Consider the following 15,377-nt stretch of genomic DNA (forward strand, 5'->3'; position numbering starts at 1 on the left):
CCTCACCAGCTTAGTTTAAACTCGCTTCCTTTGTTCAGCTCAGATATACACTGTATATTTATATTGTATTCCTTACATATAGTTTTTACCAAATTTAGGCCTATGCCAAAGCCGCCTTGGTCTTTGTTAAACCTTGTGTATCTATCAAAAATTTTTTTTATATCCTCTTCTTTCATTCCGCAACCGCTATCTTTGACACTTAGCGTATTTTCTTTTAATTTTATCTCTATGAAACCGCCTTTTTTGTTGTATTTAATGGCATTGCTAAGCAAATTATCAAAAAGCTTATCAATCTTGCTTTTGCTAGCAAAAATAAAACTTTTTTCATCCAAATCGCTTTGCACAGTGATATTTTTTTGCTCAAAAAACAGCTTAAAATACTCCAGCCTCTCCTCTATCATAGCTTTTAAATTTATCTGTGCTGGCTCATTGGAAACAGAATCAGGAAAGGTATAAAAAATCAAATCAGAATAAGTTTGCGATAAGGTTTTGACCGCTAGTTTCATTCTATTAAATTTAAGCATATCCACATCTTTTAACTGCTGTTCTAGCCTTTCTATGCTAAGTAGTATCACGCTTAAGGGAGTGTTGATTTCGTGCGTAAAATCCTTGATGAAAGAATTTAACATGCTTATCTTGCTTTCTAGGGGCTTTAAGGAAATTTTAATTAACAAATAAGATATAAAACCTATAAGTAAAAACAATAAAAATCCTAGAAAAAAGACCCAAAGTCTGATATTTGTGAGTTCATAGCTAACAATGTCGCCTTCTATAAAGGTTCTTAAATGGCCATCTTCTATGCGGTTATACTCGAAATCTCGTTCATTCTTGCTTAAATAATACCTAGACGCATCCATGGGTGCTAGAAAAAAGGCTCTATCCTTGTAAATTCCCTTTCTGCTGTGACTTGAGTCAAAATTTTCATCTATTTCAAAGCTTAAAGACGAGCATATAATTTTTTTGCCGTCCATGACTGCAAATCTAAAACCTGATAATTTATGAAGATTATCGCAAGCTTCATTTACAGGGGTATATTTTGAATTTACAATGCTTAAAACTATTGTTCTGTGGATATCTGCAAGATTTGATGTCTTAAGCCTTACAAGTTCGTTGTATAATTTCTCATACCAAATATTAAAAAAAACTAATAAAAAAATTCCGGTTGTAGTAAGATAAACAAACAAAATTCTCCTGCTAACCCACTTAGCCTCTGACATAACAGTAACCTTTTCCCCTTTGATTTACAATCACATCCTTACCAAGAATTTTGCGTAAATTCTTAACATAAACCCTTAAACTAAGCTCACTTGGCTCCTCGTCATAATCCCAAATTTCCTCATAAATTCTATCTACGCTTACAAAATTATTCTTATTTTGTAAAAGCAAGGCCAACAGCTTTATCTCTTTTGAAGGAAGTGGATGTAGAGTGTTGTCTTTATATAAAAGTTGAGATTTTAAGAAAAATTTAAAACCACCGCCTAAATCCTCATAAACTTCATTTTTATGTGCAAAAGAACGTTTCAATAAATTTTCTATGCGAATTGAAAGCTCCACAAGCTCAAAAGGCTTTTTTATATAATCATCACAACCGCAATCAAAACCCTCTTTAAAGTCCATAGATGTGTTTAAGGATGTTAAAAATATAGCAGGTGTATCCTTGCCAGCTTCTCTTAGTTCTTTTAACAAAGAAAAACCATCACCCAAAGGAACCTTAACATCAAAAATCCACAAATCAAAATGCTTCTCATAAGCAAAATTCAAAGCCTCTTGCGCGTCTGATACTAATGTAACATCATAACCCTCATCGCTTAAGTATTCCTCTACTATCTCACTTAAGCTTAAATCATCTTCTAATAACAAAATTTTAGCCGACATAAAACACCCCATTTTTTTTAAATTTTAACAAATCTTTGTTAAGTTCTCGTGAAGTAAATTTGTAAAGAAATTATCTTTTTGTGTTATAATTTGAAACTTTCTTTAAATAAACATAGAGCTAGGAGTTAAAATGCTACCTAAATGGGAAGACAACTTCAGTGTTTACAATGCTAAGATAGATGAGCAACACAAGAAATTGTTTGAAATGGCCGCACATGTGGAAAGAATTTCTGATAGAGCTGTTTCTAAAGCCGAAGTAAAGAATTTGCTTGCTGATTTTTTCTCTTATATGAAAGAGCATTTTTATGATGAGGAAAAATATATGGCCAGCATTGGATATCCCGACTTGCCAGCCCATAAAAATATACATAAAGATATCATACAAACTATGATAGAACTTATACAAGACATAAAATCAACCAATGATTTAAAAGAAAAACTTTATGTGGTTGCTAAAAATTGGCTTTTGGAACATATATTGTTTGAAGATATGAAAGTGGCTAATTACAGACGCTCGTTGTTAGCTACTGATGATGGCAGCGAAGTTACTTTTGAAGTAGAAGAGGAGGAAGCGCAGAACAACAAAGCTCAAACCTATCTTTACTCTTGCGAGTGCGAGGGCAAGCTGCACGATGTTCCTTACAATATACATAAAAAGATTAAGTCGGGCAAAAATACCTTCAACTGTAAGGTTTGTAAAAAGCCTATAAAATTACATCAAATAGTATAAATTTAAGGAGAGAAGCGATGAAAAAACAAGTTAAATCAGTGTCTTGTTCCTTTAAGATACCAGCAGAACTCAAACAAAGCCTAGATACTTTAAGTAAAAATACGGAAAGAACCAAAACTAGCATAATCATAGAAGCTTTGCAATTATACATAGCAAACAATGAAAAAGACGACTTTTCTTTTGCCATAGACGCTTTAGAGGAGTTAAAAAGTGGAAATTATAAAAAGGCAGATAAAAAGCTAGACGATGTCATAAAGCAGCTTAAGCAATGAAACAAATCGCCTTAAGCTTGCTCTTTGCCTTAAGCCTAGCTTTTGCTAAGCCAACTGTTACAGTTAGCATACCGCCGCAAGCTTATTTTGTAGAGCAAATAGCCAAAGATACGGTTGATATAAATATCTTAATTCCGGAAAAAAGCGACGAACATAACTATGAGATAAAACCTCAAACCATTAAAAAACTAGAAAAAAGCGATATATACTTTACCATAGGCTTTTCTTTTGAAAAAATCATGCTTGAGAAATTTCAAAACACCTTAAAAACCCTAATCATAGTAAGAACACAAGACAATATAAAGCTTTTGCATCAAGAACACGAGGCACACTCTCACCACAATCACAAACATGAAGAATTTGACACGCATATATGGCTTGACCCAATTTTAGTTAAAACACAAGCTAGTAATATAACAAATGCTCTTGTAAAAAAATACCCAGAAAACAAGGATTTTTATCTAAGAAATTTAAAAGATTTTCACAAAGAATTAGACGAGCTTGACTCAGACATAAAGGCCAAGCTAAGCGGGATAAAAAATAACAAATTTATAGTCTATCATCCTTCTTGGTCTTATTTTGCAAAAAGATATAATCTTGTGCAAATTCCGGTGCAAATCAACTCTCAAGAACCGCGCGCAAAGGACTTGCAAAATTTAATAGACCTTGCAAAAAAAGAAAATATAAAAATTATCTTTATTCAAGATGGCTTTAGCAAAAAAGCTGCTAATACAGTGGCCAAACAATGCAACGCTAGGCTTGAAACGATAGAACATTTATCAAGGGATTGGAAAAACGAGCTTTTAAAAGCTAGTGATAAATTGGCACTTAGCTTAAAAGAATAAAAATGAAGCTTTTTGAACTCGTAAATTTAAACCACAGCTATGCAAAAAATATAGTCTTAAAGAACATAAATTTAAGCTATGATAGCGATGATTTTCTAGCTATCATAGGGCCTAATGGTGGCGGCAAAAGCACGCTAGCAAAAATCATTTTAAAACTAATCAAAAACAAAAATTTAAAATATCTGGCTTTAGAAAGAAATCAAATCGGCTATGTGCCTCAAAACACAAGTGCAAGTGATAATTTTCGCATAAGGGTGATAGACCTTGTTTTAATGGGCTTGTTAGATAAAAAATTCTTTATAAACAAAAAAGAAAATCAAGAAAAAGCCTTGCAAGCACTAGAACAAGTGGGCATTAAAGAGCTTTTTAAAAGAACGCTTAACGAGCTAAGCGGGGGAGAAAGGCAAAGAGCTTACATAGCAAGGGCTTTGGTGTCTAAGTGCAAACTTTTGATACTAGATGAGCCAAGTGCAAATTTAGACTCAAAAGGAGCCATTGACATTTTCAACATACTAGCCAAGCTGCACAAAGAAGGCATAGGCATAATAAGTATTTGCCATGATATTAACATAGTTTTGGCCTATGCAAACAAAATAGCTTATTTAAACAAAGAACTAATCTTGCACAACAACGACAATAAAGAAAAATCAAGACTACTACAACACCTACAAAGCCATCATAGTCATTTTTGCGATGTGGAGCTTAGCTTTGATGTTTGTGCTAGCTGCGAAAGAAAAGTATTGCATGCCTGAGATACTTACTTATTCTTTCTTTCAAAATGCCTTGTTAGCTTCGTTTTTTATAAGCATAGCCTGTGCTATAATGGGTTCTTTGGCCATGGCAAATAAACTCTTACCAATGGCTGGCGGTATCACGCATGGTGCTTTTGGGGGCATTGGCTTAGCCTTTTACTTTTCCTTGCCGGTATTTTTATCAACAGTTTCTTTTACTATCATTTTGGCCTTAGTGCTTGCTTATTTGTCTTTAAAATACCCTCACAGAAGCGATAATTTCGTGGCTGTAATTTGGACCTTTGGCATGGCTTTAGGACTTATCTTAATAGACCTTAGCCCCTCTTATCAAAACGATTTATTTGCCTATTTGTTCGGCTCTATACTAACTATAAGCTTTAATGACATCTATGCCTTAATTTTTGCTGATATTTTGTTTATACTCTTTGTAAGCCTATTTTATAGGCAGTTAATCGCCATAAGCTTTGATATAGAATTTGCAAATTTAAAGGGCGTAAATACAAACTTATTTTATTACACCTTGCTATGCTTAATATCACTTTGCATAGTGCTTTGCATGAGTTGCGTTGGGCTTATCTTAATCATTGCCCTGCTTAGCATACCATCTTTTATAGCTGAAAAATTCACCAAAAGCCTTGCTGCTACGATTTTCTTAGCCTTTATTCTTTCTTTTGTATTTTGCCTTAGCGGTATTTTTATAAGCTACTATCTTAACCTAAGCAGCAGCGCAAGCATAATAGCCGTAGCCTGTCTTGGATTTTTCATCTCACTACTTTTAAAATCACTTATAAATTTTTCTCATAAGCAAAGCGGCTATTAAACTCACACAAGATACTAAAACCGTATAAAAGGCCAAGGATGAGGATATGAACTCGCCTCTGTTTTCAAAAGATACGCTGTGTAAAAATGCGGCAAGCTGTGGAGTGAAGCCTCCTGCTAAGGCATAAGCTATATTATAAGAAAAAGAAATTCCGCTAAAACGAAATTTAGCCTCAAAAACATCACTCATAAATATAGGACAACAAGCCATAATGCCAGCACAAAAACAAGCTAAGCTATAGTAAAGCAAGATAAGCTCAAGATTAACATCCTTAGCGTAAAAATTAGTTACAAACAAAAAGCTACTTAGCCCAAAACCCAAAGAAAAGACTATGCAAACCTTATGAGGCTTAAATTTGTCGCTTAAAAAGCCTATAAGTATAATAGAACTTATAAGGCAAAAAAGTCCTAGAATTTGAAAATAAGTCTTTTCAAAAGGAGAAAAAGCAAGCACAGGAGTAGTGAAATTTGGTATTTGCAAGATAAAGATTAGTATGCACACAGTAAGCACCCAAGTACTTAGCATAGAAACACTTATAGATAAAATCGAATTTTTAAGCTTAAAAATCTCCTTTAAAGGAAAAGAAAGCAAGGCTTTGTCGTTTTTCATCTGCAAAAACACAGGGGTTTCTTCTAAAAATCTCCTAAGATACACAGAGATAATGCCAAAGACCCCGCCTATACCAAAAGCCACACGCCAAGCCCATTCTTTCACCTGCTCCTCGCTAAACACAGTGTAAATTAGCAAATACACAAGAGCACCGAGCAAAATTCCAGCCGTAACAGAGGCTGTTAAAAGAGAGATGTATAAATTCTTGCGATTTTTGGGTGCGTGTTCTTGTATGAAAACCCAGGCTCCAGGCAACTCCCCACCAACAGCCACGCCTTGTGCTATACGAACCAAAAGCAAGAATAAAGGAGCAAAATAAGATATATGCTCGAAACTAGGCACAAAAGCTAGGGCAAATGTAGGAATTACCATAAGCAAGATGCTTAACATAAAGACATTTTTGCGTCCAAATTTATCGCCAAAATGCGCCATAACTATGCCACCAAGCGGTCTGGCAAGATAACCGGCAGCAAAAATTCCATAAGTATTTATCATTTTCCAAGTCTCATCTAAACTTGGCGGGAAAAAGTGCTGCGATATAATGCTTGCAAAAAATACAAAGATGATGAAATCATAAAATTCAAGGGTGCCTCCAAGCGAAGAGAGGGCAAGAATTTTAAACTCCTTTTTTTTAAGCGTTTTATTGCTCATAAACTACATTTCATAACTATTCTCATCGTCCTCATCCTCGTAAGAATAATCGTCCTCGTCGTAATTGTAATTTGTCTTTTCATTATAAGTATATTCATCGCTTTCATCATACAACATATCATCGTTATCTAAGATATCTTCGTTATCATCGTATTCCATAAAGCCTCCTTTATAAATAATGCGAATTTTAACTTAAATTTTACTCATTTTGCTATAATTTTTTAAATTTTTAAAGGCTTATGATGGAACTTACACATATAGATGAGAACAAACACCCAAAAATGGTAGATGTGAGCGAAAAAAACATAAGCAAAAGAAAGGCTAGTGCAAGCGGCAAAATTTTCGTAAGCAAAGAGGCTTTTTTAGCTGTTAAAAACAACAGCGCAAAAAAGGGTCCTGTGCTGCAAACCGCTGTAATAGCTGCCATTATGGCCTCAAAAAAAACAAGCGAGCTAATACCGATGTGCCATCCTTTGTTGATATCTAAGGTGCAAACACACATAGATGAAAACGAAGCAGAGTGCTCATTTTGCCTCACTGTTGAAGTATCTTGCGAGGGTAAAACGGGAGTTGAAATGGAGGCTTTAACCGGCGTTAGCGTAGGACTTTTAACAATCTATGACATGCTAAAGGCTATTGATAAGACTATGAGAATTAGTGATATTGTTTTACAAAGCAAGGAAGGTGGCAAGAGTGCTAAATTTAAACGAAATTAAGCAAGAGCCAATTATCAACTACCCTATTTCTTGGGATTATAAGCTCATAGTAAAAAAAGATGTTGATGTATCTGTGCTTGTAAAAAAGGTGCTAAAGCAAAGAGAATTTAAGCTTACACAAACAAATTCTAGTAAAAATGGCAAATATGTAAGCTATCTTGCCACAATCACAGTTATTGATAAGGATGATAGATTAAGGCTTTTTGATGAATTTAAAAAATTGTGTGACTTTGTTATATAAGGACTTGTTATGGAAAATACTTTAATTTTATTTGAAAAACTACTGCTAGAAAATAAGGAAAAAGCTAAGGATATACTAGAGGATTTGGCTTTTAATCTACTTCAAAAACGCAAACAAAACAGGCAACTAGATAATGAAATTTTACTGAATTTTTTATCTGTACTTAAAAAGATTGGTCTGTTTGATAATGAAAATCTTACAAGGCTTATAAGGGTTTTTATGAAGCTTAGTATAAAGGCTGAGGAGGATAAATTATATCAATACATAGGGGAATCAGAGCTTTTAAAGGCCAAGATAAATCAACAAAAAAACATACTTAAAAATGAAATTAGCAGGTCCTTTTATGATATAAAAACCATGCTTGAAGCTTCGAGCTTTAAAAATGAGCTTGAAAATAGCATAAATGACGCCTTTTTGTTTGAGATAGAAGCACTTGAAATTTTAAAAGAAACCGCAGAAAGTGCCTTTATAACAACGCTTGAAAATGGACAAGACATCGAATTTATGGCAAATGAAATCACCAAACACCTTTTATACAGCACCTTAAATGAGACAGATTATAAAAAAGAGCGTATATTAAAATCCGCTCAGATAATCCTAACTTGCGCATTTGAGCTTGCAAACGAGAGTAAAATTTTCGCTAAAGAGCTGTGCTTTGGGGCTATTAAGGGTGTAAGAGATGGCATTATACTTGGCTTGGAAAAATTCAAGCAAAGTTTTGCGTATTGCAAGCTTGAGGAGGATTTAAGCCTAAAAGAAAAAGAATTAATAGATATAGAAAATGACTTTATAAACATGCTAAGAATGGAATGCAAAAGACTTGATAACCCAGCAAAAGATATCATACAAAATTTGCTAGACAACGAGCTAGATACTTTGTTTGCTAAGCTTAAAAGACTAGCAAATGAAAGCAAAGAGCAGCTTACTTTAATGTTAAATGAGCTTAGAAAAAACCCTAAAATAGATGATTTTAATAAGATAGCACAAAGCAAAATAGCCTCTTTCAAAAAAGAGCTTAATAGCCTTGAAATTCTAAATTCACAAAAATACAAAGAACTAAACACTAGCGAAGCCAAGAAGCTGGGTAAAAATTTATGGCAAAAGGCTAAGAATTTGCTTAAGAAGTAGCTTTAAGCTTAGAAAGATAAAAGCTTCTAGGCAATCTTGAAGCTTTCTAGCAGCAAGGGTATCCAATTTTCATTTTCAATCACGCTTGCGCTTTCATATCTTTTTTTCATGGTCTTTAATTATATCTATGCCCTTATCATCTACAAAACTTTGCTCTAAGATAGAATGCAAACAAGAGGCTATACAATTTTCTACATCGCAAACCAAAAGTCAAAGAAAAACAATCAGTCTTTTTTCTTTTTAAACAAAAGTTTTGGATGTCTATAAAGCTCTATTAGCTTAAATTTTAAATAAAGATGATTTATGTTTTTTACTTCTATGCCTTTAAGTAATTTTATATTTTTTTCTTTTTCTTCTGATTCGATTTTATCGAAAAAATATTGATAATTTAAGATAAATTGATGCAAGTAATAATAATACATTTTTTTGTAAAAGCCCTTTTTGAAAACATTTCTTAGCTTGTATATTTCCTTAAATGCTCTAAGCATACCATAAGCCTTATAATACCTCCTAAGCTCCTTATAGCTTTTAAAGCTCTCTTTTAAAGGCTCTAGGTAAAAGGGCAAATTCTTAGGGTAGCTATCATCTTGCATAGATGAGATTATAGAACCGCTCCTGCTTCTATAATAAAGCAAAACCTTATCATCTACAAAAAGTCTTTGACTTAAGGAAAATAATATAATAGCAAAGTCGTGGTCTTCATGATATATATGCCTTATAAATCTTAACTTATATAAATTTAACAAAGATGCCCTAAAAGCACCTTGATAAGCAAAGTAAAAATCATGAAGTTTATTGCTTTGCAAGAAATCAAGACCATTGTCATAAAAACCTAATTTTAAATTTAAAGCAAGATAAATTTTTTCCTTTATAAGCTTAGAATTTTCATCAACAGAGCTTAGATTGTGTAAATATAAATTTAAATCTTTTTCTTGTATATATCTTTTACAAGTGCTTATACAGCTTTCATCTAAATAATCATCAGAATCTAAAAAATGTACATAAACATCATCTGGCAAATCTTGCAATATTAAGTCATTTATATCGCTAAGCTCTGTTTTATATACTCTTTCATCTAGTTTAATGAAATTTTTATCAATATCTTCTTTGCTTATCTTTTTTATGTCTGTTTTATCAAAGCTATGAGTGTTTTTGTAAGATTTGATTGAAAAATCATTTTCTTTAATTTCATTTTCTAAATAAGCTCTTAATTTAGTGCCTTTCATAAGCTCAATTGCTGCATTTCTAGCAGTTGATAGTCCTGCATTTTTCTTGCTTAAAACAAAGATCCTTTCATCTTTTTTGGCATATTCTATGGCTATATCAAGGCTTTTATCAGTGCTGCCATCATCTACTAAGACTATATCTAAAGCTACATCTTTTATATCTTTTTGATTTAAAATAGAATCTAAGCACTGCCTTAGATACTTTTCTACATTATAGATTGGGATTAAGATAGAAATTTTCATATTTTTCCCTAGTTTTTAACTCTTATCTTAGCTAAGATTTGTAAATACATTTAGAAAATACATTTTGTGAAATTTTACTAGAATTTTAATTTTGTTTGAAGAAGAATTTTTTGAAAAAAATAATTTCTTTAAATAAATTTCAGATACTCTTTATAAATATTATTATTAAGCAAAACCCCATTTTCTTTTTTATTGCGTTTTGTTTCATAACCTCCAAAAGCCCTCCATTTCTTAAAGAAAAATACTACCCTTTACTCCTAGCATTGCTTTTTTATAAAAACTATATGCCTCATAAAAATATACTAGCTAAAATTTAGCTGATAAAAGGATAAAGTTTATAAGCCATGAATATATCCTTTATTTTATCATCATCTGAGTAAGATATATCCTCTGTCACAAATTTTTGGCATTAAGATCAAATTTCTTATCGCCACTATGGTTTAGTTTTTCAAAATGTTATATTACACATGCTTCTAATCTATTTCGCATTATTTTCTAACAAGAAGCCTTGCAAAGCAAGCAAATCTTAAATTTTTTTAGAAACTATCGCCTCTTCTACCCTTTGCTTTGCGATTCTTAAAAGCTTCTTGCTTTTAGCCCTTAGCGCAAAGCTTTGTCTGATCTTGTTTTCTATCCTTTCTTGGCTTGTAGAATCTAGCAAGGGGATTAGGAGGCTTTGTATATCGTTACTAGAAATGTTTGTTTGAACCCCGCCTGTGCCTATCCTATCAAATTGCAATCTAGCACATACAGAGTTTAAGAATAAAACTAAAACATCCTTAGAAAACCATTGATTGAAATCTTACAAATCCTTTGATTTATCATAGCATTAATATCTTCTCGCACAAGACAGGATAAGCCTATGCTACCAGACATTGATATAAGTATATCACCTCTTTTTACCTTATCTTTTGGGCTAAGATTTTGTGTCTCATCTCTTAAAAATACCGCATTACTCATATCTAAATTTGCATTTTTGATATTATTGATCCTAATCAAAGCTAAGTTAGAATCTTGCACATATTCATCGCTATTAAAGGCAAATCCGCTAGATTGTGCAACTATTAAGTCCTTAAGTCTCACAAAACCATTTTTATAATTTTTTATCAAGGCTTCGTTTTTCTCATATTTTGCTTGATAGTATTCTGCATCAAGTCGTCCTGTTTGCAGGAAAGATTCTTTAAAGGTGGCTATGGTGTAGTTTGCTTGTGTGTGGATTTGCAAATGTGGATCGTTTGCATTCGCAACAGACTCTTCACTGCATTCACAATGACGCAAGGGATAGATTGCTTCGGTCGTTTCACTCCATCGCAATGACGACTCCCCTCTGTCATCACAAGACTTGCCCTGCAAGTCGTGGCAATCTAAATTTTTAGAATCTATCCCTAAAGATTCATAGAGCAAATTTTCAGCTTCCTTATACAAAGCCTTGCTAGATTCTAAGGCTGTATTAGAATCTTTTACAAGCTTTTCTATCTCTAGCTGAAAAGGCATTGGAAAAATGGGGATTGGTAAAGTTCTAATAGCTTCTTTATCAATAGTTTGAGGAACTGCTCCATTAATTTTTCTTGAAATTACCAACTTGCCTAATTTTGTGTTTAAATATATATATAAAAATATATTTCTTAATATTTTTTCGTTGGTTGTTATCATAAATAAATTCATACCCAAACTAATAGGAATATTTAAATTTGGCACTATATAGGTAGCACCTGGGCTACCAATTTTGTTGATTAATACCTCTCCACCGAAAATTTTAGTTTTTGTCAAAAAATTATAAGCGTGTTTAGATATATATTTTACATCATTTTCAAAATCCATTTTTTTCTAAATCTGTACTTCTAATCATATATGCATAATCTTTTTCATCTTGTATTTTTACATTCTCGTTCAATGCCTCATAGCTGCCATTTGAATGATAATCTGTTAAAACCTCTATGCAGTCTTTTAAAAATATATGATTCATCGATTTAACTTTTGAATAAGCGTTTATAAAGCTCTTGCTAAAAAATTCGGCATCCAATCTATTTTTTTCATTATCCTTTTTTGGCTCGCTAAGTTTTAAGCTAGAGACTTCTAAATGCGGGTATTTGTCTTGCAGGGCTTTGTTTGTCATAGGATTTTCCTTAATCTTCTTTATGTAACAAAAAAGACTGTATAATTATACAAAATTTACAAAATATTTGATATAGTACTCGTGCTTTCAAGGGGGCAATTGTCTCCAATCTTTCGTTAGTTTTTAATTTCCTCATTCATTGTCTTTACAAAAAATAGAATCTTTGATATACTTTCAGTCCTTTCAAGGCGGGTCATTTTCTGCCACTTCTGCCTCTGTGCATAATACATCAAATCCTTATGAAAACTTGCTAAGATATCGTTTAGAAAATTGTATCTTGCTTGGATTAAAAATCCTTGTTTTTATACTTATATTGCAAGCTTATAGCACTTGAAATTTCGCCAATTTGTATGGCGTCCTCTAAATTATAACCTAATCGCAAAAGTATAATTTCTAAATCTTTTTTAAATTTAATTTTTGTAGGCTTGTTATGAAATATTTCATTCCTTGCTTTACGAATCTGACTAAGTTTTGTTATCAAATGTTCTTTAGTACCATAACTTGGCAGTTCTTGATTCTTATATTGTTTGCTATCTTTAAAGATATGACTTAATTCGCTCCAATGAAAGCTAATAATATCTTCCAAATCCACAAGATACAAACAATCAAAAACTTCCCAAGTATTTTGCAGTTTTTTGAAATTATTTTTTCTTTTCTGAAGCATTTTAAAAATGAATTTTAAACCTGCTTTTTGTTGTATATTTGCCTTTTGTGTTATAAACCAATCATCACAGCTTGTGTTGTATAAATTAGCAATGCACACTGCCAAAGTACTACGCAAGGCATTTTCAAAACAATGCAAAAGTAAAAAATTTGCTTAATGAGCTTTTCGTCTTTTTGTATAAAGCTTCATAATCAAGGTAAAAAGATTAGCATTTGTGGCTTGTGAATCTTTTTGTAAAATAATTTTAGCTTCCTTACAAGCTCCCCATAAGTAAGCAAAATGCAGAACTTTAATGCTTTGTTTAATACGTCTTTGAAAATCTCTTGTCAATAAATCAGGACAATCCATAAATAAATCTCTGATTTTTGCATATTCACTTTCTTGTAAAGAAAAAGACATTTTTTCGCCCTTTTTATTTTTAATTAACGATAATTATACTACAATAACATACAATTTAGAGGGCTAACCTGCCGAAAGTTGCGGGGTACTCTTGTGAGAGGCTACTCTAAATTTCTTACTTTTACACATTACATAGCTTATTTCATATAATTTCACAAAAAGCTTTATAAAAATTTTAAATATTTTTCACTCCCTCCAAAAACTCAAACCCTCCGCCTTAGCAAAGTCTATAAAGGCTTCGGCGATACCATCACTTTGGATAGTTTTGTATTTTTCACATCTCATCTCATACTCTTGCATTCTTGCTTGAAATTCCTCATTACTTTCATTCTTTTGCCTTAGTGGTTCATCGCCTTCTAAGTGTGGATTAAACAAATCGTGCTTTACAACTAAATGCTCGTGAGAATCTAAAAGCAAAGCATTTTCTAGCGTGTAGTAGATTTTCTCGCCTGAATTATCCTTGCTAGGTAGCATTTGGGTAGCAAAAAATATATTGTAATCCTCTTTTTTAGGGCAAAGCTCCCCACCCTTGCCATCATCACCGCCCCATTTTTGCAAAAATAAAACCGAAGTTTTCGTGCCTGTGTGAGGCTTAAAGACATTTTGATGTAGTCCAACAACAGCTAAGATTCTAGCTTTATCAGCGATAAATTCTCTTATATATTTATCGCTTGAGTTATTAAACCTACCCTGTGGCAAAACTATAGCCATACGCCCACCGGGCTTTAACATATCAAGGTTGCGTTCGATAAAAAGAATATCCCTACCGACTTTATTTTGCACCTTGCCACTAGCATTTTTGCCAAGCTCATAGCGATTTAAGATTCTGCTTTCTTTTATATCTCCTGCAAAGGGTGGATTTGCCATGAGTATATCAAAACTAAAGTCCCTATTTTCATTCTTTGTAGCACGCAATTTTTTAAGCCTTTTAAAGCCATCATTATACACATCAATCCAACTCTCATCTTTGAGCCAATCCTCCCACCGCTCATAATCAATGGAATTAAGATACAGCACATTTGTATGCCCATCGCCTGCAATTAAATTTAACATTTTAGACACTCTCACGCTCTTTTCATCAAAATCAATACCAAAAACCTTTTCTTTTACATAATCTTCACATTCTGGGATTTTCTTTTCTGCGGTAAAAAGATGGCTTGCTTCTATGCCCTTTTGCCTATAAATATTTTTCCACACATAAAAGCAAGTATGTATAGGAAAGCCACAGCTCCCGCTAGCAGTATCTATCATACTTTCATTTTCTTTTGGATTTAGCATCTTCACACACATATCTATCACATAGCGGGGTGTGAAATACTGACCCTTCTCGCCCTTAGCAGATTTATTTACCAAATACTCAAAGGCATCATCAATCACTTCTAGGTTGGAGTTAAAAAACTTAACCTTATAGAGTGAAGCTACACATGCGCTTAGATGCGAGGGGCTAAGGCGGATTTTCTCATCGGCACTAAATACACCTTCCCATTTCTCCTTTGCCTTAGTAAATAGCTTTTCGATTTTATTTTTAAGCTCTGAATCAGATTCTCCGTAGTTTTTAAACTCTAAATTCTTATCCTTATCTCTTGCTCCCTCTAGCTCATCATAAAGCTTTATAAATATAAGCTTAAAGCACTCTTCAAAAACATCAACCCCAGCATTTGCCAATACCTCATCTTCCATATCTTTAATAATATTTTTTAAACTTCGCTTTTGTGTTTTTAAAACATCTATTGCCATTAAATCATCAAAGGTAAATTTCTCTTGTAAGATATCTTTAAGGGTTTTATCGCTTGTAGGGATATCTGGGATTTCTTCAAAATAATTTGGATCCTTTCTATGAAAATAGCTTGTCTGTAAGCCATTACTCCACACTGCCATAGTCGCTCCTGTGGCGTTACAATAGCTCTTTAACTGCTCTTTGCCATCTTTTAACTTTGGCTTTTTAACTTCTATGATGATATACACAGCAGTGGTTTGGATTTTATTCATAATGACAATGTCTGCTCTTTTTTTCACGTCCAAAATGCACAGCGTATTCTACTTGAATTCTATTTTTTGCATATCCATATTCATTAATGAGTTTATCAATG

At 32.8% G+C, this 15,377-nt stretch carries 19 protein-coding genes and 1 pseudogene; 8 read left to right on the forward strand and 12 right to left on the reverse strand.

The window, feature by feature from the left end; all coding sequences use genetic code 11:
• Positions 1 to 2 precede the first annotated feature (2 nt).
• Positions 3 to 1,217 carry a sensor histidine kinase gene (locus CAV_RS07090; RefSeq protein WP_094325834.1) on the reverse strand — a complete coding sequence of 405 codons (1,215 nt, stop codon included), beginning with the start codon at positions 1,215 to 1,217 and terminating at the stop codon, positions 3 to 5.
• Entirely contained in the window at positions 1,204 to 1,875 is a 672-nt protein-coding gene (dccR, locus tag CAV_RS07095) for a two-component system response regulator DccR (RefSeq protein ID WP_094325835.1), read from the reverse strand. The genes CAV_RS07090 and dccR overlap by 14 nt, the downstream gene beginning before the upstream one ends.
• Positions 1,876 to 2,005: 130 nt before the next feature.
• Here dccR and CAV_RS07100 point away from each other — a divergent pair, with 130 nt between their 5' ends.
• Genes CAV_RS07100 through CAV_RS07120 form a run of 5 tightly spaced genes read left to right on the forward strand, consistent with a single transcriptional unit; the run spans position 2,006 to position 5,294 of the window.
• Positions 2,006 to 2,605 carry a bacteriohemerythrin gene (locus tag CAV_RS07100; protein WP_094325836.1) on the forward strand — a complete coding sequence of 200 codons (600 nt, stop codon included), beginning with the start codon at positions 2,006 to 2,008 and terminating at the stop codon, positions 2,603 to 2,605.
• 17 nt (positions 2,606 to 2,622) lie between these two features.
• Positions 2,623 to 2,877: a CopG family transcriptional regulator gene (locus CAV_RS07105; protein ID WP_094325837.1), complete on the forward strand. Its 255-nt coding sequence runs from the start codon at positions 2,623 to 2,625 to the stop codon at positions 2,875 to 2,877.
• Positions 2,874 to 3,722 (forward strand): metal ABC transporter solute-binding protein, Zn/Mn family, encoded by an 849-nt coding sequence (locus tag CAV_RS07110; RefSeq protein ID WP_094325838.1) that lies wholly within the window; start codon positions 2,874 to 2,876, stop codon positions 3,720 to 3,722. Before CAV_RS07105 ends, CAV_RS07110 begins: the two co-directional genes overlap by 4 nt.
• 2 nt (positions 3,723 to 3,724) lie before the next feature.
• Positions 3,725 to 4,474, forward strand: coding sequence for a metal ABC transporter ATP-binding protein (locus tag CAV_RS07115; protein WP_094325839.1), 750 nt, complete (start codon positions 3,725 to 3,727; stop codon positions 4,472 to 4,474).
• Positions 4,467 to 5,294: a metal ABC transporter permease gene (locus CAV_RS07120; protein ID WP_094325840.1), complete on the forward strand. Its 828-nt coding sequence runs from the start codon at positions 4,467 to 4,469 to the stop codon at positions 5,292 to 5,294. The genes CAV_RS07115 and CAV_RS07120 overlap by 8 nt, the downstream gene beginning before the upstream one ends.
• Here the strand turns inward: CAV_RS07120 and CAV_RS07125 are convergent.
• Positions 5,256 to 6,554, reverse strand: a complete 1,299-nt coding sequence (locus tag CAV_RS07125; RefSeq protein ID WP_094325841.1) for an MFS transporter — start codon at positions 6,552 to 6,554, stop codon at positions 5,256 to 5,258. The two genes, CAV_RS07120 and CAV_RS07125, sit on opposite strands and share 39 nt — an antisense overlap.
• A 3-nt stretch (positions 6,555 to 6,557) precedes the next feature.
• On the reverse strand, positions 6,558 to 6,713 hold the full coding sequence (locus CAV_RS08915) for a highly acidic protein (RefSeq protein ID WP_148131231.1): 156 nt from the start codon (positions 6,711 to 6,713) through the stop codon (positions 6,558 to 6,560).
• 83 nt (positions 6,714 to 6,796) lie between these two features.
• On the opposite strand from CAV_RS08915, the gene moaC reads away from it, so the two are divergent.
• Genes moaC through CAV_RS07140 form a run of 3 tightly spaced genes read left to right on the forward strand, consistent with a single transcriptional unit; the run spans position 6,797 to position 8,639 of the window.
• Positions 6,797 to 7,270, forward strand: coding sequence for a cyclic pyranopterin monophosphate synthase MoaC (gene moaC, locus CAV_RS07130; RefSeq protein ID WP_094325842.1), 474 nt, complete (start codon positions 6,797 to 6,799; stop codon positions 7,268 to 7,270).
• Positions 7,239 to 7,511, forward strand: a complete 273-nt coding sequence (locus tag CAV_RS07135) for an HP0495 family protein (RefSeq protein WP_245807400.1) — start codon at positions 7,239 to 7,241, stop codon at positions 7,509 to 7,511. Before moaC ends, CAV_RS07135 begins: the two co-directional genes overlap by 32 nt.
• A gap of 9 nt (positions 7,512 to 7,520) precedes the next feature.
• Positions 7,521 to 8,639 (forward strand): hypothetical protein, encoded by a 1,119-nt coding sequence (locus CAV_RS07140; RefSeq protein WP_094325844.1) that lies wholly within the window; start codon positions 7,521 to 7,523, stop codon positions 8,637 to 8,639.
• Between the two features lie 224 nt (positions 8,640 to 8,863).
• Here the strand turns inward: CAV_RS07140 and CAV_RS07145 are convergent, their stop codons facing one another.
• The 8 genes and pseudogenes from CAV_RS07145 to CAV_RS09345 form a co-directional block, all read right to left on the reverse strand.
• Positions 8,864 to 10,108 carry a glycosyltransferase family 2 protein gene (locus CAV_RS07145; RefSeq protein ID WP_094325845.1) on the reverse strand — a complete coding sequence of 415 codons (1,245 nt, stop codon included), beginning with the start codon at positions 10,106 to 10,108 and terminating at the stop codon, positions 8,864 to 8,866.
• A 526-nt stretch (positions 10,109 to 10,634) separates the two neighbouring features.
• Positions 10,635 to 10,847, reverse strand: coding sequence for a restriction endonuclease subunit S domain-containing protein (locus CAV_RS07150; protein WP_094325846.1), 213 nt, complete (start codon positions 10,845 to 10,847; stop codon positions 10,635 to 10,637).
• Between the two features lie 29 nt (positions 10,848 to 10,876).
• Complete coding sequence (locus tag CAV_RS07155; protein ID WP_094325847.1) at positions 10,877 to 11,929, reverse strand: restriction endonuclease subunit S domain-containing protein; 1,053 nt, start codon at positions 11,927 to 11,929, stop codon at positions 10,877 to 10,879.
• Positions 11,919 to 12,224 carry a hypothetical protein gene (locus CAV_RS07160; RefSeq protein WP_094325848.1) on the reverse strand — a complete coding sequence of 102 codons (306 nt, stop codon included), beginning with the start codon at positions 12,222 to 12,224 and terminating at the stop codon, positions 11,919 to 11,921. The genes CAV_RS07155 and CAV_RS07160 overlap by 11 nt, the downstream gene beginning before the upstream one ends.
• 286 nt (positions 12,225 to 12,510) lie before the next feature.
• Positions 12,511 to 13,026: a hypothetical protein gene (locus CAV_RS07165; RefSeq protein WP_094752849.1), complete on the reverse strand. Its 516-nt coding sequence runs from the start codon at positions 13,024 to 13,026 to the stop codon at positions 12,511 to 12,513.
• 15 nt (positions 13,027 to 13,041) lie between these two features.
• On the reverse strand, positions 13,042 to 13,287 hold the full coding sequence (locus CAV_RS07170; protein ID WP_094752850.1) for a hypothetical protein: 246 nt from the start codon (positions 13,285 to 13,287) through the stop codon (positions 13,042 to 13,044).
• A 186-nt stretch (positions 13,288 to 13,473) separates the two neighbouring features.
• Positions 13,474 to 15,165 (reverse strand): HsdM family class I SAM-dependent methyltransferase, encoded by a 1,692-nt coding sequence (locus CAV_RS07175; RefSeq protein ID WP_425426153.1) that lies wholly within the window; start codon positions 15,163 to 15,165, stop codon positions 13,474 to 13,476.
• Positions 15,142 to 15,376, reverse strand: a pseudogene (locus CAV_RS09345) (type I restriction enzyme HsdR N-terminal domain-containing protein); the annotation flags it as partial. The pseudogene CAV_RS09345 and the gene CAV_RS07175, both read right to left, overlap by 24 nt.
• Between the last annotated feature and the right edge of the window lies 1 nt (position 15,377).

This window comes from Campylobacter avium LMG 24591 (assembly GCF_002238335.1).
GTDB lineage: Bacteria > Campylobacterota > Campylobacteria > Campylobacterales > Campylobacteraceae > Campylobacter_D > Campylobacter_D avium.